Genomic DNA, 18,219 nt, shown 5'->3' with positions numbered 1-18,219 from the left:
TTATTGTTAAATTTTGAGAAACCCGATAACAGGAGCCGTTGGCGATGAGTAATATACCTGAGAATCTGAAATACACAGAAGATCACGAGTGGGTTCGCCATGAGAGTGGTGATGAGTATGTGGCAGGGATCACCGATTACGCGCAGGAACTGCTGGGCGATGTGGTGTTTGTTGAATTACCGGAAGTCGGTGATGAAATCACATTTGGTGAAGCATTCGGTACTGTTGAGTCGGTAAAAGCGGCATCAGATCTGTATGCGCCGGTGACCGGTACCGTTATCGCCGTGAACGAAGCACTGGAAGACAGCCCGGAACTGGTCAACAGCGAGCCGTATGAAGGCGGCTGGATGATCCGCATTAAAATCGCGGATCCGGATGAGTTTGCCGGTCTGATGGACGCAGCCAAATACGCAGAACTGCAGGCTGAAGAACAAGACTGACGGATTGCGGAACCCTGTTTGTGAGCAAACAGGGTTTTTTTTCGGGTTTTTATTGAATCAGACAATGTCAGGAACCGGAGAACGATGACTCAAACGTTAACTCAGCTTGAAAATCGCGGCGAATTTATCCGCCGTCATATCGGCGCATCCCCTGAACAGCAGCTGCATATGCTGAAAACAGTCGGTGCGGCGTCACTTGAAGATCTTACCCGCCATATTGTCCCGGATGATATTCAGCTGGATATCCCGCCTGCCGTGGGTGAAGGGGCAACCGAACAGGATGCGCTGGCAGAACTGAAAACCATTGCCGGGCTGAATCAGCAGTTTACGTCTTACATCGGCCAGGGCTATACACCGACCATTCTGCCGCCGGTAATTTTACGTAATCTGCTGGAAAATCCGGGCTGGTATACCGCGTATACACCGTATCAGCCGGAAATCTCCCAGGGCCGCCTGGAAGCACTGCTGAATTTCCAGCAGGTGACTATCGACCTGACCGGTCTGGAGCTGGCATCCGCCTCACTGCTGGATGAAGCGACCGCAGCAGCGGAAGCGATGGCGATGGCGAAGCGCGTCAGCAAGAAAAAAAATGCCAACCGCTTTTTTATTGCAGATGATGTACATCCGCAAACCCTGGATGTGATCCGCACCCGCGCTGAATACTTCGGTTTTGAACTGACCATCGATAGCGCGGAAAAAGCCCTTGATTACGATGATGTGTTTGGTGTGTTGTTGCAGCAGACCGGCACCGGCGGGCAGATCCATGATTACCGTGACTTACTGGCACAGTTACATCAGCGTCAGGTGATCACCAGTGTGGCAGCCGATATTATGGCGCTGGTCCTGCTGGAAGCACCGGGTAAACAGGGCGCGGATATTGTCTTCGGCTCTGCCCAGCGTTTTGGTGTGCCGATGGGTTACGGCGGCCCGCATGCTGCCTTCTTTGCCTGTCGTGATGCTTACAAACGTGCGATGCCGGGCCGTCTTATCGGGGTATCCATTGATGCCGCCGGTAACCGCGCACTGCGCCTGGCACTGCAAACCCGCGAACAGCATATCCGCCGTGAAAAAGCGAACTCCAATATCTGTACCTCTCAGGTTCTGCTGGCGAATATCGCCGGGATGTATGCGGTCTACCACGGGCCGGAAGGTCTGAAACGGATTGCCGGTCGTATTCACCGCCTGACCGATATACTGGCGAAAGCGCTGACAGATGCGGGTTTGCGTCTGCGTAATACCACCTGGTTTGATACCCTGACGATTGAAGTGCAGGACAAAGCAGCCGTTCTGGCCCGTGCCAAAGCCGCGCGCATCAACCTGCGTACCGATCTGCCGGGTGCCGTTGCGGTCACCCTGAGCGAAACCACACAGCGTGAGTGTCTGGAAAATCTGTACACGGTACTGACCGGACAGGAAGCACAGTGGGATATCGATGCGCTGGATGTACAGGTTGCCGCATCTTCTGAATCTATTCCTGCCGCGCTGCGCCGCGAAGGGGAAATTCTGAAGCATCCGAACTTCCGCAGCTATCACAGCGAAACGGATATGATGCGCTACCTGCACAGCCTGGCCCGCAAAGACCTGGCGCTGGATCAGGCGATGATCCCGCTCGGCTCCTGCACCATGAAACTGAATGCGGCTGCGGAGATGATCCCGATCACCTGGCCGGAATTCGGTAATATGCACCCGTTCTGCCCGCCGGAGCAGGCGCAGGGCTATCATGTGATGATAGAACAGCTTTCCCGCTGGCTGGTGCTGCTGACCGGTTATGACGCCATGTGTATGCAGCCGAACTCCGGCGCACAGGGGGAATATGCCGGGCTGGTGACTATCCGCCGCTATCAGGAAAGTAAAGGTGAAGGACACCGCACTATTTGTCTGATCCCGCAGTCCGCGCACGGTACTAACCCGGCCTCGGCCAATATGGCGGGGATGGAAGTCGTGGTGGTGGCCTGTGATGAAGACGGTAATATTGACCTGGCGGATTTACGGGCGAAAGCAGAACAGCACAGCGAAAACCTGTCCTGTGTGATGATCACCTATCCGTCCACCCACGGGGTGTATGAAGAAGGTGTGCGGGAAGTCTGTGATATTATTCATGAATTCGGCGGCCAGGTCTATCTGGACGGCGCGAACATGAACGCACAGGTCGGCGTGACCACACCGGGCTTTATCGGCGCGGATGTTTCTCACCTTAACCTGCACAAAACCTTCAGTATTCCGCACGGCGGCGGCGGACCGGGCATGGGGCCGATTGGTGTGAAAAAACACCTGGCACCGTTTGTGCCGGGACACACCATTGTCACTTCTGAGCTGCTGACCTCTCAGGGCGCGGTCTCTGCCGCTCCGTTCGGCAGTGCCTCCATTTTGCCGATCAGCTGGATGTATATCCGCATGATGGGGGCTCAGGGGCTGCGTCAGGCCAGTCAGGTGGCGATCCTGAATGCCAACTATATCGCAGCACGGCTGAAATCGGCTTACGATGTACTTTATACCGGTCGTAACGGCTATGTGGCGCATGAATGTATTCTGGATATCCGTCCGCTGAAAGCGAAGTTTGGTATTACGGAGATGGATATTGCCAAGCGTCTGATTGATTACGGTTTCCATGCACCGACCATGTCGTTCCCGGTCGCCGGCACACTGATGGTTGAGCCGACAGAATCCGAAAGTCAGACGGAGCTGGATCGCTTTATTGATGCCATGCTGGGCATTCGTGCGGAGATGGAGCGGGTCGGCAGCGGCGAGTGGACAGCGGAAGATAACCCGCTGGTGAATGCCCCGCATATCCAGACTGAACTGGCAGCGGAGTGGTCACACCCGTACAGCCGTGAAGTGGCGGTATTCCCGACACAGGCAACGCGTGATAACAAATACTGGCCGACGGTTAAACGGCTGGATGATGTTTACGGTGACCGTCACCTTCAGTGCTCCTGCGCACCGATGAGTGATTACGAGTGACCGGTAAACGATAAAGAAAAGGCCGGTTGTGGTAACACAACCGGCCTTTTTTATCAGTGCAGCCAGCCTTTTTGCTTCGCGGTATCCAGTTCGGCGCGTAACCACGCCCAGAATGCCGGATGCACATCGGCGATAAATTTTGTGCGGTCAATCACCTGTTCCAGTGAAATATTGTTTTCCACCCAGCTCTGACCCTTGTTGTGCAGATTCATCAGCACCGGCATCACGCGGTCGATCATATTGGCAATACGGGCCTCGCGGGTTTCTGCGGCGTCATACTCATTCCACAGCGCCTGAAACTCATCCGCCTGCGGCTGCGGCAGCAGACCGAAAATCCGTTTTGCGGCAGCCACTTCTTTTTCCGCAATCGCTTCGCGGGCAGCCAGATCAAAGACCAGCACGTCTCCGGCATCAATTTCCACCACATCATGCAGCAGTGCCATTTTCAGGATGCGCAGCATGTCCGCATCTTCAACATACGGCGCAAACGCCATTGCCGTCATAGCAAAATGCCAGCTGTGTTCAGCGGAGTTTTCCTGACGTTCATTGTTCAGCAGGCGGGTTCTGCGGTAAACGCTTTTGAGCTTATCCAGCTCCATCACAAAGGTGATTAACTGAGAAAAAGGAATGACTTCCTGTGCGGGAACAGCTGATGACATAACAACCTCAATACGGATTTATACAGAATACCCCAGGCGCAGAGACAAGGTATCTCTGCGTCCGGGTATGACGGGAAATCAGGCTTCTTCAGTAAAGGAGTACGGCAGCGGGAAAAGACTCAGGCGGCTTTCTTCATCTTCACGGATACGGAAGACAGCCTCTTCTTCCGTATCATTATTCATCACAATCTGCACCAGCACGCGATCATCACTCAGGCGGACTGCCGCGAGGATAGTCCCGGTGCGGCGCCAGTTTTCACCCAACTGACGCTCAGCGGCATCACCAGCGACCGGCACATGGCGGCTGTGGCCGATAAGTGTGAACATAGCGCGTTTGTTGGCACCGCGAAATTTGGCGCGGGCCACCATTTCCTGCCCGGTATAACAGCCTTTCTTAAAGCAGATACCGCGGGGAAGGGATTGCAGGTTTGTTGCCTGCGGCAGAAATTCACTGACGGTTGCCGCATCAATCACGGCGTAACCGGCTTCAATATCCAGCGCCGTCCACTGGGTGTCACACGCATCCGGCAGAGACAGGGCATCAGATAACGCACCGGCCTGCTCAGCGGTTTGGATCAGAATAAAGCGCCCCTGCGGCAGCGGCAGATACAGCAGCGTGGTGTCATTGTTGCCGACAACCTGAGTGTCCGCATCCGGAACGGTGCTGAAATGCGCCTGTAAGGCGTCTGCCGCTCCGCGACCGGCGATCCCGGTCAGGACTGCACTCTCATCAGCGGCAATCGTCACTTTGGAAAATACCGCGTATTTTTTCAGTTCCGCGAGCTGGGTATCCAGCGCACTGCGGCGGATAAGGTAGGCGTAACCGTCTTTATAATGAAACAGACGCAGATCACTCCACATTTTCCCTTTGGCATCACAATGGGCACACAGCACGTGCTGATCATCAGTCAGAGCGTCGATATCAGCGGTGACCTGTCCCTGAAGATACTTCTGACTGTCCGGGCCGGTGATGGTCACCAGCGCCAGATCACTGAGGGGAATCAGCGTCAGAGGGAGAGAATCACTCAGTTGCGGGCGTAATGCATTTGTTTCTGTGTTCATGATGTTTTACCTGTCCGGAGAGCTGTGCAATGTATGGTAAAAGAGATAACAGACATTGCAAGAGAATATTATTGACCCTTTGTGTGATGCGGCGTATGCGGAGTGACAATGAAATCCTCAGCTGCGGGTTTCATTTATTTTTCCGCCTGAGACGCATTTTTCTCCGGCATGTGCGGCAGACGATTTTCTTTATTGTCAGGGCTTGGTAGGCTACGCTGGTATCATCAGTTATGTTTACCGGTCTGACAAACCGCTTCTTATAAAAAGGATATACCGGTGTTAGATATTGAAAATAAAGCCCGCATCCACTGGGCCTGCCGTCGCGGCATGCGGGAGCTGGATATTGCGATTATGCCGTTTTTTCAGCATGAATATGACACGCTGACCGATGCTCAGAAACAGGACTTTGTGCAGCTGCTGAACTGTCCGGATCCGGATCTGTTTAACTGGCTGATGAATAAAGGCCGCCCGGATGACGAGGCGCTGTATCAGATCATCCGGCTGATTCAGGAACGTAATCAGGCACGGATGGCAGCACAGAACGCAGCGTATTATCCGGACTGACCGGCAGAGAAAGTCATAACCGGTCACAGTTATTTCATAGGAAACCGGGAAGGAATGCCGTATATTTTCCGGCTGACGGACACGGGATAACCGGGTTCTCAGCCGGACAGCGGGTGCTGTCATTGTGTCAGGATACAGGGGGCAGGCCGTGGTTTTGTGGAAATCAGTATTACGTGTCTCATTTAAGACTCAGGTCTTCTCAACACTGATTTATGGTGCGCTGGCGCTGAGTGTGTTATTTGCGCCCTGGCCCGGCAGAACCTCATTTATCTGGCTGCCGCTCACCTTGCTGCTGATTGCTGGCTGGGGGCGGACACAACATAAAATCAGCAAACGTGCCGGTCCCGCCAGTCTGCAGAATCAGAACCGGATTTTATGGCGCAAAAGCGAGTGGGAAATCACCAAACCGCCGTATATCACCCGGCTGGGGATCCGCCTGCATCTGCGCTCACTGACTTCCGGGCGGCAGAAATACCTGTGGATAGCCTCTGACAGTGTCCCGAAAGAGGCATGGAACAGCCTTAATCAGCTGCTTTTACAGTACCCGGATATCTGATCCGCTTACAGCAGTTCCTGCACTTCCTCTAGCACCTGCATGCACCATGTGGCGATACGTTCTTCGCTCTCGTCATACTGATTGACGTCATCAAGTGCCAGACCGACAAAGTGTTTGCCGTCCGGGGTCAGGGCTTTCGGGCTGGTGAAGGTATAACCGTCCACCGGCCAGTAACCGGCAAATTTCACCCCGGATGATTGCAGCTGCTGATGCAGATAACCCAGTGCGTCCAGGAACCAGTCACTGTAATCCACCTGATCACCCATGCCGTACATGGCAACAATTTTTCCCGATAAATCAAGCTGCGGCAGTTGCTCCCACACCGCCAGCCAGTCTTCCTGGATTTCACCGAAATCCCAGGTCGGAATACCGAGGATCAGCACCGGGTAGCTTTCCATCAGTTGCAGATCTGTCTCTTTCACATCATGGAGTTCAACGAGATCATCACCTAAAATATCACGGATTTTTTCAGCTGCCATTTCGGTATAGCAGGTGCTGGAACCATAAAAAAGACCAATTTTCATCTGTTTATTCTGCTGTGTATCGGGTAAAAAATGAAAGCTTACCGCCTCTGTGCGCTGCTTTCATCACAGGATTACGGTATTGTAACAGAAGATAAGTTAATTCTGACACGGGAATTCAAACGGGAGGTCAGCGGTGAAGGACGCCGTACAACACAGCGAAAGTGATGCACTGACAGAGCAGTTTCTTGATACTATCTGGCTGGAACAGAATTTATCGGAAAACACCCTGGCATCCTACCGCCTGGATTTACAGGCACTGGCGGACTGGCTGGCACCGCAGGATTTGGACTGGTTATCACTGACCACCCTTGATTTGCAGGCTTTTCTGGCAGACAGGCTGGATCGCGGTTACAAAGCGACCAGTTCGGCGCGGATGCTCAGTTCGCTGCGCCGGTTTTTCCAGTATTGCTACCGTGAAAAACTGCGGACGGATGATCCGACCATTCAGCTGTCAGCACCCAAACTGCCCGCCCGGCTGCCGAAAGATTTAAGTGAAAGCCAGGTGGATGACCTGCTGGCGGCTCCGGATGTGACCGATCCGCTTGAACTGCGCGACAAAGCCATGCTGGAAGTGCTTTATGCCTGTGGTTTGCGCGTGACAGAACTGGTGTCACTGTCGCTGCCGGATGTCAGTCTGCGCCAGGGCGTGATCCGCGTAATCGGTAAAGGTAATAAAGAGCGCCTGGTGCCGATGGGGGAAGAGGCAGTGTACTGGCTGGAGGTCTATCTGGCACAGGCCAGGCCGTCACTGCTGAACGGGCAGGCCGCAGATGTGCTGTTTCCGAGCAAACTCGGGCGGCAGATGACACGGCAGACATTCTGGCACCGTATCAAACATTATGCGGTGGTGGCGGGAATTGCGACAGAAAAACTCTCGCCCCATGTGCTGCGCCATGCCTTTGCCACCCATCTGCTCAATCACGGGGCCGATCTGCGGGTGGTGCAGATGCTGCTGGGACACAGTGATTTATCCACCACACAAATTTATACCCATGTCGCGACGGAGCGGTTACGTACGCTGCACCAGCAGCACCATCCGCGCGGCTGATAAGGAAACAGTATGCTGAAAATTGTATCATCCGCACTGGCGCTTCTGCTGGTGTTCAGCCACGGTGCAGCCGCCGGGGAAAGTGAAATCAGGGCGGCACTGGGCAAGATGGATATGACCGCCACCATGATCCGCCCGTCACCGGTACCGGGGGTCTCGGCAGTTGCCACGCCGCAGGGCGTTTTTTATATCAGCGATGACGGCCGTTATCTGCTGCAGGGGCCGATGTTTGATATGAGCGGCAAAACTCCGAAAAACATCACCAATAATGTGCTGCTGGATGAGCTGAACAGCCTGGAAAATGAGATGATCATTTATAAATCTCAGCGCGGCAACCACGTTATTACGGTTTTTACGGATATCACCTGTCCGTACTGCCTGAAATTACATAATGAAAATAAGGCGCTGAATGATAAAGGCATTACGGTCCGTTATCTGGCGTTTCCGCGCAAAGGGCCGGAGTCGGCAGTCGGGCGGGACATGCAGTCTGTCTGGTGTAACGGCTTCAAAACCAAAGCGCTGGATAATGCATTCCGTAATGAGCCTATCCCGCAGATAGACAGCTGCAACATTGATATCAGTAAACACTACAATCTCGGCCTGAAATTCGGCATCACCGGTACCCCGGCGATTGTCCTTGAGGACGGAACGCTGATTGCCGGTTACTTATCTGCAGATAAAATTGCTGAATTAGTAAATAAATAATTAATAGTATAATCAGGTCGTTATGATAAAAACAGAACTCCGCCGCCGTGATGCGGCGGATTACACCGCACTGCTTTCTCCCGATCGCCCCGAACTGTTATGCCGCCTGTATGCCGCCAGAGGGATCACCTCTGCGGAGCAACTGGAACGCGGCGCACGCGGACTGCTTAATTATGGTCAGCTCAATGGTATCGATCAGGCCGTCGCATTACTGAAAGAGGCACTGCATCAGAATCAGCGGATTGTGATTGTCGGCGATTTTGATGCTGACGGCGCAACCAGCACCGCACTGTCGGTTCGAGCCCTGCGCCGGATGGGCTTCCGGCAGGTGGATTTCCTGGTCCCCAACCGTTTTGAGGACGGCTACGGGCTCAGCGCACAGGTGACAGAGCAGGCCCGCCGCAAAGGGGCAGAGCTGATTATGACCGTGGATAACGGCATTTCCTCTCATGACGGTGTCGCCGCCGCACATGCTACCGGGATCCGCGTGATTGTGACTGACCACCATCTGCCGGGGGAGATCCTGCCGCCGGCGGAAGCAATCATTAACCCGAATCTGGCGGATTGTGGTTTTCTCTCCAAATCCCTCGCCGGTGTCGGCGTAACCTTTTATCTGATGTCCGCGCTGCGGGCATCACTGCGGGCGGATGACTGGTTCGCACAACAGAATCTTGCCGAGCCGAACCTGGCTGAAATGCTGGATCTGGTCGCACTGGGCACGGTGGCGGACGTGGTGCCGCTCGATCAGAATAACCGCATCCTGGTGCATCAGGGGCTGAATCGCATCCGTGCCGGGCGCTGCTGTGCCGGGATCACCGCACTGCTGGAAATCTCCAAACGACAGGCTTCCGGATTGGTGGCGAGTGACCTCGGTTTTGCCCTCGGGCCGCGTCTGAATGCGGCGGGCAGACTGGATGATATGTCAGTCGGTGTTGAACTGCTGCTGACGGATGATATGGCGAAAGCCCGCATGCTGGCGCATGAGCTGGATGGCCTGAACCAGACCCGGCGCGAAATCGAGCAGGGGATGCAGCAGGAAGCGCTGACGCTGTTCAGCAAAATTGAGCACAGCACCACGGAGATGCCATCGGGCATTGCGTTGTATCACCCGGAATGGCATCAGGGGGTGGTCGGTATTCTCGCCTCGCGCATTAAAGAGCGTTATCACCGACCGGTGATTGCCTTTGCCCCCTGCGGCGATGGTCTGCTGAAAGGCTCCGGACGCTCGGTAAGCGGCCTGCATCTGCGGGATGTGCTCGAGCGGCTCGATACCCTTAATCCGGGAATGATGGCGGCATTCGGCGGGCATGCCATGGCGGCCGGGCTTTCGCTGCCGGAATCCTGTTTTCCTGATTTTCAGCATAAATTTGCCGCGCTGGTGGACGATATGATTGACCCCGGGCTGCTGCACGGCGTTATCTGGAGTGACGGCGTGCTGTCACCGCAGGATATGACACTGGAAACCGCCGGCCTGCTGCGCGAAGGCGGGCCGTGGGGGCAGGGGTTCCCGGAGCCGTTGTTTGACGGCACATTCCGGCTGCTGCAACAGCGTATCGTTGGTGAAAAACACCTGAAAGTGATGATTGAACCGGAAGGCGGTGGTCCGCTGCTCGACGGTATCGCCTTTAATGTTGATGTGAATTACTGGCCGGACAACAGTGTGCAGCGGGTTCGTCTCGCCTATAAACTGGATGTGAATGAGTTCCGCGGACAGCGCAGTGTGCAGTTACTGATAGAACATATCTGGCCGGATTAATTTTAGTCCGAAAGAGGGTTGCAATGCTGTCATGATGAGCGGATTTTCGTTACAATATACAGTTCTCACATTATTACCTGACAATCAACAAAAGATAAAAAGACATGTTTGAAATTAACCCGGTAAAAAATCAGATCCAGGATTTGACTGAACGTACTTCGGTGCTTCGGGGGTATCTTTGACTACGATGCCAAGAAAGAGCGCTTAGAAGAAGTTAACGCCGAGCTGGAACAGCCTGACGTCTGGAACGAACCTGAACGTGCCCAGGCACTCGGTAAGGAACGCGCCTCTCTGGAAGCCATCGTGGAAACCATCGATGACCTTGACCAGGGGCTTGAGGATGTCAGCGGTCTGCTGGAACTCGCCGTCGAAGCCGATGACGAAGAGACCTTTAACGAAGCGGTTGAAGAGCTGAAGGGACTGGAAGACAAACTCGGTCAGCTGGAATTCCGCCGGATGTTCTCCGGTGAATATGACAGCGCTGACTGCTACCTTGATCTCCAGGCCGGTTCCGGTGGTACAGAAGCTCAGGACTGGGCAAGCATGCTGCTGCGTATGTATCTGCGCTGGGCAGAAAGCCGCGGCTTTAAAACCGAAATTATTGAAGAATCTGACGGCGATGTGGCTGGCCTGAAATCGGCAACAGTTAAGATCATGGGCGAATATGCCTACGGATGGCTCCGCACAGAAACCGGCGTTCACCGCCTGGTGCGCAAGAGCCCGTTTGACTCCGGCGGCCGCCGCCATACCTCGTTCAGTTCCGCGTTTATCTATCCGGAAGTGGACGATGACATTGATATTGAAATCAATCCGGCGGATATCCGTATTGACGTTTACCGTGCCTCCGGTGCCGGTGGTCAGCACGTCAACAAAACGGAATCTGCGGTGCGTCTGACCCATATTCCGACCGGTATCGTCACACAGTGCCAGAATGACCGCTCGCAGCATAAGAATAAAGATCAGGCTTTCCGTCAGATGAAAGCAAAACTTTATGAATATGAAATGCAGAAGAAAAACGCCGATAAACAAGAAATGGAAGATAACAAATCCGACATCGGCTGGGGCAGTCAGATCCGTTCTTATGTGCTTGATGATTCCCGTATTAAAGATCTCCGTACCGGTGTGGAAACCCGCAATACGCAGGCTGTATTAGACGGTGATCTGGATAAATTTATTGAGGCCAGCTTAAAAGCGGGTTTATAAGGATTAAAAATGTCACAAGACCAACACAGTGCTGAGCAGGCACCTGATTTAAATAACGAATTAAAAACACGCCGTGAAAAACTGGCACTGCTGCGTGAAAAAGAAGCCGTTGCATTCCCGAATGATTTCCGCCGTGACGCGGTATCCGGTGATCTGCATGAAAAATATGGCGAAAAAAGCGCGGAAGAGCTGGAAGCGCTGAATATCGAAGTGGCGATTGCCGGCCGTATGATGACCCGCCGTATCATGGGTAAAGCCTCTTTTGCCACCTTACAGGACACGGCGGGTCGTATTCAGATTTACGTTTCCCGTGATGATCTGGCTGAAGGCGTGTACAACGAATCCTTTAAAAAATGGGATCTGGGCGATATCCTCGCGGCACGCGGTAAGTTATTTAAAACCAAAACCGGTGAGCTGACGGTTCACTGTACCGAAGTCCGTCTGCTGACCAAAGCACTGCGTCCGTTACCGGATAAATTCCACGGTCTGAATGACCAGGAAACCCGTTACCGCCAGCGTTATCTGGATCTGATCGCCAACGATGAATCCCGTCATACCTTTGCGGTGCGTTCACGTATTCTGGCTGAAATCCGTAAATTCATGGTGAACAAAGGGTTTATGGAAGTGGAAACCCCGATGATGCAGGTGATCCCGGGCGGGGCAAGTGCGCGTCCGTTTGTTACCCATCACAATGCGCTGGATATCGATATGTATCTGCGTATTGCACCGGAACTGTATCTGAAGCGTCTGGTGGTCGGTGGTTTTGAGCGTGTGTTTGAAATCAACCGTAACTTCCGTAACGAAGGGGTTTCTCCGCGTCACAACCCGGAATTCACCATGATGGAACTTTATATGGCGTATGCTGATTATAAAGACCTGATTGCGCTGACCGAAGAGCTGTTCCGTACTATTGCGCAGGATGTGCTGGGCAACCCGGTTGTGAAATACGGTGACCAGGAATTCGATTTCGGCAAACCGTTTGCCAAACTCACCATGAAAGAAGCTATCTGCAAATATCGTCCGGAAACCAATATGGCGGATCTGGATGATATGGATAAAGCGGTTGCTATCGCGAAATCCCTGAACATCAAAATTGAAAAATCATGGGGTCTGGGCCGCGTACAGTGTGAAATCTTCGAGGAAGTGGCAGAAAGCCATCTGATCCAGCCGACATTCATCATTGAATATCCGGCAGAAGTTTCTCCGCTGGCACGCCGTAATGACGATAATCCGTTTATTACTGACCGCTTTGAATTCTTTATCGGCGGCCGTGAAATCGGTAACGGTTTCTCCGAGCTGAACGATGCGGAAGATCAGGCAGAACGTTTTGCCGAGCAGGTCCGCCAGAAAGACGCCGGTGATGACGAAGCGATGTTCTATGACGAAGACTATGTTGTCGCACTGGAGCACGGTCTGCCGCCGACAGCGGGTCTGGGTATCGGGATCGACCGTATGGTTATGCTGTTTACTGACAGCCACACCATCCGTGACGTCATCCTGTTCCCTGCAATGCGTCCGGGAAAATAATTGCTGCAGTAAATGAATACGGGGCCTCACAAATTTGTGGGGCTTTTTTTTCACTATCCTCTTGATAAACAAGATGACCGGCGTATAATCTCACACATCCTGACGCGGGCGTAGTTCAATGGCAGAACGAGAGCTTCCCAAGCTCTATACGAGGGTTCGATTCCCTTCGCCCGCTCCAAACAAACCTCTCTCAAGTTCTCTTAACCCCTATAAAATCCAGCAGACATAAGCATCTCAGGACGAGTTGATATTTTCAAGCTCTACATGGTTCTAGGTAAATCTACACATATAGTTGTATAGTAATGCGTATAGGATGAAATCGTTTCTTCGGAGCTATACACATGCCGCTGACAGACGTTGAAATTCGGCGATCTAAGCCAAAAGAAAAGAGCTATACACTTAATGACGGTAACGGCCTGTCTATGCTGATTGAGCCGAACGGTGCGAAAGGCTGGCGGCTGCGATATCGTTTTGCCGGTAAAGCGAAAATGCTGTCTCTGGGTACATATCCGTCTGTGTCACTGGCTGATGCCAGAGCAAAAAGAGATGAGGCTAAAAAGCTGATTGCTGGTGGCATAAACCCGAGCGATGTTCGCAAGGCTCAAAAACAGGAACTGGCGAACCGCCATGAAAATACATTCGAGGGAATTGCCCGTGAATGGTATGAGAAGCGGTTTGATAGATGGTCTGCGTCCTATGCTGAGGAAATGATAGAAACCTTTGAGAAGGATGTTTTCCCGCTGATTGGCAGTCGTCCGATAGCGGATATAAAACCAATGGAGTTAATGGCGGTACTGTCACGCCTGAATGATCGGGGTGCTACAGAAAAGCTCAGAAAGGTACGGCAACGCTGCGGCGAGGTATGGCGGTATGCAATAGTCACCGGACGGGCTGAATATAATCCGGCTCCGGATCTGGTATCTGCATTTGCCCCGCATAAAAAAACACACTATGCCTTTTTGAAAGTGGACGAGATACCGGCGTTCTGCAAAGCACTGAACACATATACCGGTAGTTTCCTTGTCAAAATGGCAATGCGCTTACAGATGATTACCGGCGTTCGCCCTGGTGAATTGCGTAAAGCGGAGTGGTCAGAGATTAATTTCGATAATCGTACATGGGAAATACCGGCAGAAAAAATGAAGATGCGCCGTCCTCACATTGTGCCGTTGTCTCTGCAGGCCATGAATATTCTGGAACAGTTACAGCCGATATCAGGGCTAGGTCAGTTTGTTTTCCCCGGACGCATTAAATCCAGTCAGCCAATGAGTGAAATGGCACTGAATGTACTGATTCGCCGGATTGGATATGCGGGGCGTGTCACCGGTCACGGCTTCCGGCACACAATGAGTACAATCCTGCACGAACAGGGTTATAACACCGCATGGATTGAGACACAGCTCGCACACGTTGATAAGAACTCGATTCGCGGGACGTACAACCATGCGCAATATCTGGACGGCCGCCGGGAAATGCTCCAGTGGTATGCCGACATGATCGACGGATTACAGACCAATTAAGAGGCCGAAAATGAACGATTTAAATAATAAATTATTCAATGAGTTTAAATTGTCTGTTGCTGATTCAATTCGAAAAAAAGCTAATAACGATAATTTATCTATCCTGAATTTAGATGTTATGAATAAAGCCAAACAGCTTTCAGCATTAAATCCAAAAGAGATATTTTCAGCCCTTATTGAAACAGTCGTGGAATTAGAGGCTACGAAACTGGCACTATCCGCAGCAACAAGAGTTTCAGATGCTTCGCAAAAATTAACAGAACAATACAGGGAAACCGATGTTGCAATAGATGAATTCAATGATGTAGCGCTAAGTAGTGTTTATACCATGAGTGATTTGGTGCAGAGCTTAGGTAATGATCTGAAAACCGCCCCTAATCGACTGGCCAGGGCAGGAGGAAAGGGGAGGGCACAAAAATATGATGTATTAAAAAAAAGAGTGCTTGAACTCTATGAAGCAAAGAAATGGAATTCCGCAAGAGAAGCCGCGCAGAAAATTGAAGCGGAGATTGTTGAATTTTCAAAACAATCTGGTGTGCCTTTATCTGGTTCTCAGCCATGGGAAACTATTCACAAATGGATATTGAAACATATTAAAAAATAAGACTGTGCCAGCACCTACGTGCTTTATCTGGAATATGCGTGCTCGTGCCAGTAGGTGAATTCAAATCTTTATCAGTCAGTGAAAATATTGCCATGTATTGTTAACCACCACTCAGGAGTGTAAATGCATGGCAAGTAATCTTATCCGCTTACCAAAGGTTATGGAGAAAACTGGTTTTAGCGAGCCGTGGATCTATCGTCTCATGTCTCAAAAGCGTTTCCCGCGCCCCACGAAATTAGGCCTGCGTGCAGTTGCATGGGTTGAAAGCGAAATCGATGCATGGATTGAGGCTCGCATTGCCGAACGCGACCAGCAAAGTGGTGAGGTGCTGTAATGGAAAAGAAAAACCACCCGTCACAGGTGGCTTTTGAGGATAGTTTCGCGTCATTTATCTTATCAAAGAATCCACCGAAAAAACACCGTGCCCGTTTATATATGACCGGTACTGGTATTAATGGCTTTACGGAAAATGAAATCTTATTCCATTGCCGGTTATTGTCCGGACGCAATTACCCGAACGAACTCGAACGTAAGCTGAATATTGAACTGGAACGCCTTGATGAGCCTAACCCTGATGGTATTGGCTCACATTATCGCTATCGCTTTAAAACCGCTCAGGACGTGCAGAAGGTGATTAATTTAATCAATCATTGCGCAGAGCAGGGAAAGTATCAGCCGGTAAGCAAAGCACTCACAGATAATATTTTAAGCCTGTACCCGACCGAATAACGGAGTAATCACAATGGAAAATTTAAAAAGTGGCTTTAATGCCACCAGCCAAGCTCACCCTAAATTTGAGTCAGACGATATTTTGAATATCAACTCTGATGATATTTCATTTATCCGGTTTGAAGGTGTGCAGGTACGGGTTGTTAAAATCAATGATGAGCCGTGGTTTATTGCTAAAGATGTTTGTGATGCCTTGGAGATTATTAACTCTCGCGATGCTTTAAAGGCTTTAGAATTGGATGAAAAAAATACTGTAGCTTTAAACTACGGTATTCAAGGTAATCCTAATCGACAGATTATTGCGGAGTCTGGCTTCTATAAACTGATTGCCCGCAGTCGTAAAGCGACCACGAAAGGCACTTTTGCACATCGTTTCACTAATTGGGTATTCCGTGACGTTATCCCGTCTATCCGCAAGACCGGCGCGTATGGTGTGCCGTTCGGTGAACTGAATGACCTGACCAAACGTCAGCAGCAGTACAAATTAACCTCATCACAGCGCTGGCGAGACCTGCAATCATGCAAACCTGAGAAAGCCTGCTTGCAGCGTGAAGAAGCTGAATTGTGGCGGAAATATCAGCCTGATTTTCTTGATGAGGAGATCCACTGATGACCTTCACCTCAGTAGTGTTTGATACACCCGAAACGGTGTATCAAAGCGCAAATATTAACCAATTAACACCCGATGGGGTGGATATTGCCAGCCAGGGGAAAGGCTCTCTCCTGGACGGCGGTGTACCGGTTCAATCAGCGAAATTTTACACCGATCAATCGCCCAAATTTACGGGAAATCAATCAGGGGAATATTCCTCAGGTTATAAATCAGCTGATATTTTGCGCTACTCAAATTTGAGTCATTCAAAAGGTGGGGGAATTACACTATTTAAAGGTTTTATCAGGGGCATTGTGCGGGGTGATATTGAGTTTTCGGACTCCATAAAAAAGGGCAGCGTTTCCACCCCCCTTTGCGTGTTCGATATTAAATATCGAGCAAATCAGCCATTACAGAGTAGTCAATGGTTAAAGCCGGGTAAACAGAATATTTCCGGGGAATCGAAGAACTTTGATGATAATCACTTGTTTTTATCGTCAGATGTTCGTTATAGTGATCGGGCACCGGCAAAATCCGGTGTCAGGATTGAGACCCTGAAACAATTATCGGCGACACATGACGCGCCCTGCGTCTTTTTTTGTGTCCGCGCCCACGCACACCTGAAAAATACGGTATTATGCCGTCCTGATTCAATGGTGACGTTGGCGGGGCAGCCTTCGGGCTGGCTGGATTCCGATAACTCCAGTAGTCTCAACCCTGTCAGCGTCACCACCCCTATAGAGATTGAGACCTCTGGTGGTGACTCCATAAGCAAGTTATCGGAGATCATCGTTATGATGGCTACCCCTGCCCAAACTCACCCCAAATTTAAATGGCGTTTTTTCTCCTGCCAGCAGTCCAGATATTTCACCGTTGAAGCCCGCAGCGAACAGGAAGCCCGTTCTATGCTGCCTGATGCGCCGTGCCTTTTTTCTGCCCGTGTCCGTCAGGAGGTGCGCCATGCATAACCTGCAACCTCACAGCTATTACACCCACAGGAGCGGCGAAAAAGTGTTAGTCCTGTCCGTTCAGTTTAACCGTGTGACGTTTATCCGTGACGGATTCGGCAGCGCGGTCACTATGCCGGTCAGTCGTTTCATCAAAGAATATACCTGTGCAGGGAGAGCATCATCATGACCGACAAAAAAGAAGCAGGAAGAACGACAGGTATTTGTGACTACTCAACCCGGCACGACATGAAGTCTATGAGCGTGGAGGAACTGGAGGAATTACGGAGTGTGTCAGTCAGTGCCAGCGCCGGAATTATGACCGGGCTTAAAGTGATGGGTGATCTGGCGTTCTGGGCGTGTGATAACGAAAACTACAGCGGGATCATGGCTAAGGATAATTTACGTGGTCTCAGTGAAAGCCTGGTGTATCTGCCCGGCATTGTGGAAGCGCTTAATTTCAATGCTGACAATGCACAGATGGAAATTTATTGGCGTAACGGTTTACCCGTGAATAAGGGGGCTGTATGAGTGCAGAAACTACCATTATCAAAACGTTAATGCATACCCTGATCGAGGTCGGTTTAGTGGCGGGTTATGCGGAAAAACTTGCGTCACGTGATTCAGAGTATACAGGCGCAGCTATACCGTATTCTCTGGCGGTTATTCAGCAGTTGGCGGCTGTGGCATTACAGGATGTCAGCAACATTATGCGGGCTGATATCGTGACCGCCGGGGGAGAAGAATGAACCAATACACACATAGCCGGTTAAAAAATTCATATGTGACATGTCACGTTTACAAAAATTGCTTATTTCTGCC

General features: G+C 51.4%; 21 protein-coding genes and 1 tRNA gene. 19 read left to right on the top strand and 3 right to left on the bottom strand.

Features of this window, described 5'->3' with window-relative positions:
• The first annotated feature begins 44 nt into the window (after window positions 1-44).
• Both gcvH and gcvP read left to right on the top strand, forming a co-directional pair.
• On the top strand, window positions 45-440 hold the full coding sequence (gene gcvH, locus N7387_RS02720; RefSeq protein ID WP_025152813.1) for a glycine cleavage system protein GcvH: 396 nt from the start codon (window positions 45-47) through the stop codon (window positions 438-440).
• An 84-nt stretch (window positions 441-524) separates the two neighbouring features.
• On the top strand, window positions 525-3,401 hold the full coding sequence (gcvP, locus tag N7387_RS02715) for an aminomethyl-transferring glycine dehydrogenase (protein WP_279796654.1): 2,877 nt from the start codon (window positions 525-527) through the stop codon (window positions 3,399-3,401).
• Between the two features lie 53 nt (window positions 3,402-3,454).
• On the opposite strand, the gene N7387_RS02710 is transcribed toward gcvP, so the two are convergent.
• Together N7387_RS02710 and ygfZ are read right to left on the bottom strand one after the other, a co-directional pair.
• Window positions 3,455-4,060 (bottom strand): HD domain-containing protein, encoded by a 606-nt coding sequence (locus N7387_RS02710; protein WP_279796652.1) that lies wholly within the window; start codon window positions 4,058-4,060, stop codon window positions 3,455-3,457.
• 78 nt (window positions 4,061-4,138) lie between these two features.
• On the bottom strand, window positions 4,139-5,122 hold the full coding sequence (gene ygfZ, locus N7387_RS02705; protein WP_279796650.1) for a tRNA-modifying protein YgfZ: 984 nt from the start codon (window positions 5,120-5,122) through the stop codon (window positions 4,139-4,141).
• Window positions 5,123-5,398: 276 nt separating this feature from the next.
• Here ygfZ and sdhE point away from each other — a divergent pair, with 276 nt between their 5' ends.
• Complete coding sequence (gene sdhE / locus N7387_RS02700) at window positions 5,399-5,686, top strand: FAD assembly factor SdhE (protein ID WP_004240904.1); 288 nt, start codon at window positions 5,399-5,401, stop codon at window positions 5,684-5,686.
• A 148-nt stretch (window positions 5,687-5,834) separates the two neighbouring features.
• On the top strand, window positions 5,835-6,242 hold the full coding sequence (locus N7387_RS02695; protein WP_262883363.1) for a protein YgfX: 408 nt from the start codon (window positions 5,835-5,837) through the stop codon (window positions 6,240-6,242).
• A 5-nt stretch (window positions 6,243-6,247) separates the two neighbouring features.
• On the opposite strand, the gene fldB is transcribed toward N7387_RS02695, so the two are convergent.
• Window positions 6,248-6,766 carry a flavodoxin FldB gene (gene fldB / locus N7387_RS02690; protein WP_004238332.1) on the bottom strand — a complete coding sequence of 173 codons (519 nt, stop codon included), beginning with the start codon at window positions 6,764-6,766 and terminating at the stop codon, window positions 6,248-6,250.
• A 133-nt stretch (window positions 6,767-6,899) separates the two neighbouring features.
• Between fldB and xerD the strand changes: the two genes are divergently transcribed.
• The 15 genes from xerD (at window position 6,900) to N7387_RS02615 (ending at window position 18,146) form a co-directional block, all read left to right on the top strand.
• Window positions 6,900-7,814, top strand: a complete 915-nt coding sequence (gene xerD, locus N7387_RS02685; RefSeq protein ID WP_262860706.1) for a site-specific tyrosine recombinase XerD — start codon at window positions 6,900-6,902, stop codon at window positions 7,812-7,814.
• Window positions 7,815-7,826: 12 nt separating this feature from the next.
• Window positions 7,827-8,519, top strand: a complete 693-nt coding sequence (dsbC, locus tag N7387_RS02680; RefSeq protein ID WP_262883365.1) for a bifunctional protein-disulfide isomerase/oxidoreductase DsbC — start codon at window positions 7,827-7,829, stop codon at window positions 8,517-8,519.
• A gap of 22 nt (window positions 8,520-8,541) precedes the next feature.
• Entirely contained in the window at window positions 8,542-10,275 is a 1,734-nt protein-coding gene (gene recJ / locus N7387_RS02675) for a single-stranded-DNA-specific exonuclease RecJ (RefSeq protein WP_279796640.1), read from the top strand.
• Window positions 10,276-10,379: 104 nt separating this feature from the next.
• Window positions 10,380-11,478, top strand: a protein-coding gene (gene prfB, locus N7387_RS02670) for a peptide chain release factor 2 (RefSeq protein WP_096862115.1) whose coding sequence is annotated in 2 segments (ribosomal slippage) — window positions 10,380-10,454 and window positions 10,456-11,478 — 1,098 coding nt in all. Because the reading frame shifts where the segments join, the coding sequence is not laid out codon by codon here.
• 9 nt (window positions 11,479-11,487) lie between these two features.
• Window positions 11,488-13,005 carry a lysine--tRNA ligase gene (gene lysS / locus N7387_RS02665; RefSeq protein WP_262860703.1) on the top strand — a complete coding sequence of 506 codons (1,518 nt, stop codon included), beginning with the start codon at window positions 11,488-11,490 and terminating at the stop codon, window positions 13,003-13,005.
• Window positions 13,006-13,109: 104 nt separating this feature from the next.
• Window positions 13,110-13,183 (top strand) — tRNA-Gly (locus N7387_RS02660).
• 163 nt (window positions 13,184-13,346) lie between these two features.
• Window positions 13,347-14,525, top strand: a complete 1,179-nt coding sequence (locus tag N7387_RS02655) for a tyrosine-type recombinase/integrase (RefSeq protein ID WP_262883367.1) — start codon at window positions 13,347-13,349, stop codon at window positions 14,523-14,525.
• A 10-nt stretch (window positions 14,526-14,535) separates the two neighbouring features.
• Window positions 14,536-15,129, top strand: coding sequence for a hypothetical protein (locus N7387_RS02650; RefSeq protein ID WP_262883368.1), 594 nt, complete (start codon window positions 14,536-14,538; stop codon window positions 15,127-15,129).
• A gap of 127 nt (window positions 15,130-15,256) precedes the next feature.
• Window positions 15,257-15,463 (top strand): AlpA family transcriptional regulator, encoded by a 207-nt coding sequence (locus N7387_RS02645; protein WP_279796628.1) that lies wholly within the window; start codon window positions 15,257-15,259, stop codon window positions 15,461-15,463.
• Window positions 15,463-15,858, top strand: coding sequence for a hypothetical protein (locus N7387_RS02640; protein ID WP_279796625.1), 396 nt, complete (start codon window positions 15,463-15,465; stop codon window positions 15,856-15,858). Before N7387_RS02645 ends, N7387_RS02640 begins: the two co-directional genes overlap by 1 nt.
• 13 nt (window positions 15,859-15,871) lie before the next feature.
• Window positions 15,872-16,468 carry a BRO family protein gene (locus tag N7387_RS02635; RefSeq protein ID WP_279796623.1) on the top strand — a complete coding sequence of 199 codons (597 nt, stop codon included), beginning with the start codon at window positions 15,872-15,874 and terminating at the stop codon, window positions 16,466-16,468.
• A complete protein-coding gene (locus N7387_RS02630; RefSeq protein WP_279796622.1) occupies window positions 16,468-17,418 on the top strand; it encodes a host cell division inhibitor Icd-like protein in 951 nt (316 codons plus the stop codon). Before N7387_RS02635 ends, N7387_RS02630 begins: the two co-directional genes overlap by 1 nt.
• Window positions 17,411-17,587: a DUF4222 domain-containing protein gene (locus tag N7387_RS02625; protein ID WP_262883373.1), complete on the top strand. Its 177-nt coding sequence runs from the start codon at window positions 17,411-17,413 to the stop codon at window positions 17,585-17,587. The genes N7387_RS02630 and N7387_RS02625 overlap by 8 nt, the downstream gene beginning before the upstream one ends.
• A complete protein-coding gene (locus N7387_RS02620; RefSeq protein ID WP_262883374.1) occupies window positions 17,584-17,928 on the top strand; it encodes a hypothetical protein in 345 nt (114 codons plus the stop codon). Before N7387_RS02625 ends, N7387_RS02620 begins: the two co-directional genes overlap by 4 nt.
• On the top strand, window positions 17,925-18,146 hold the full coding sequence (locus tag N7387_RS02615) for a hypothetical protein (RefSeq protein WP_262883375.1): 222 nt from the start codon (window positions 17,925-17,927) through the stop codon (window positions 18,144-18,146). The genes N7387_RS02620 and N7387_RS02615 overlap by 4 nt, the downstream gene beginning before the upstream one ends.
• Window positions 18,147-18,219 lie beyond the last annotated feature (73 nt).

This window comes from Morganella sp. GD04133, assembly GCF_029835375.1.
GTDB lineage: Bacteria > Pseudomonadota > Gammaproteobacteria > Enterobacterales > Enterobacteriaceae > Morganella > Morganella morganii_B.
This window is presented reverse-complemented; position numbering and strand designations above follow the sequence as displayed.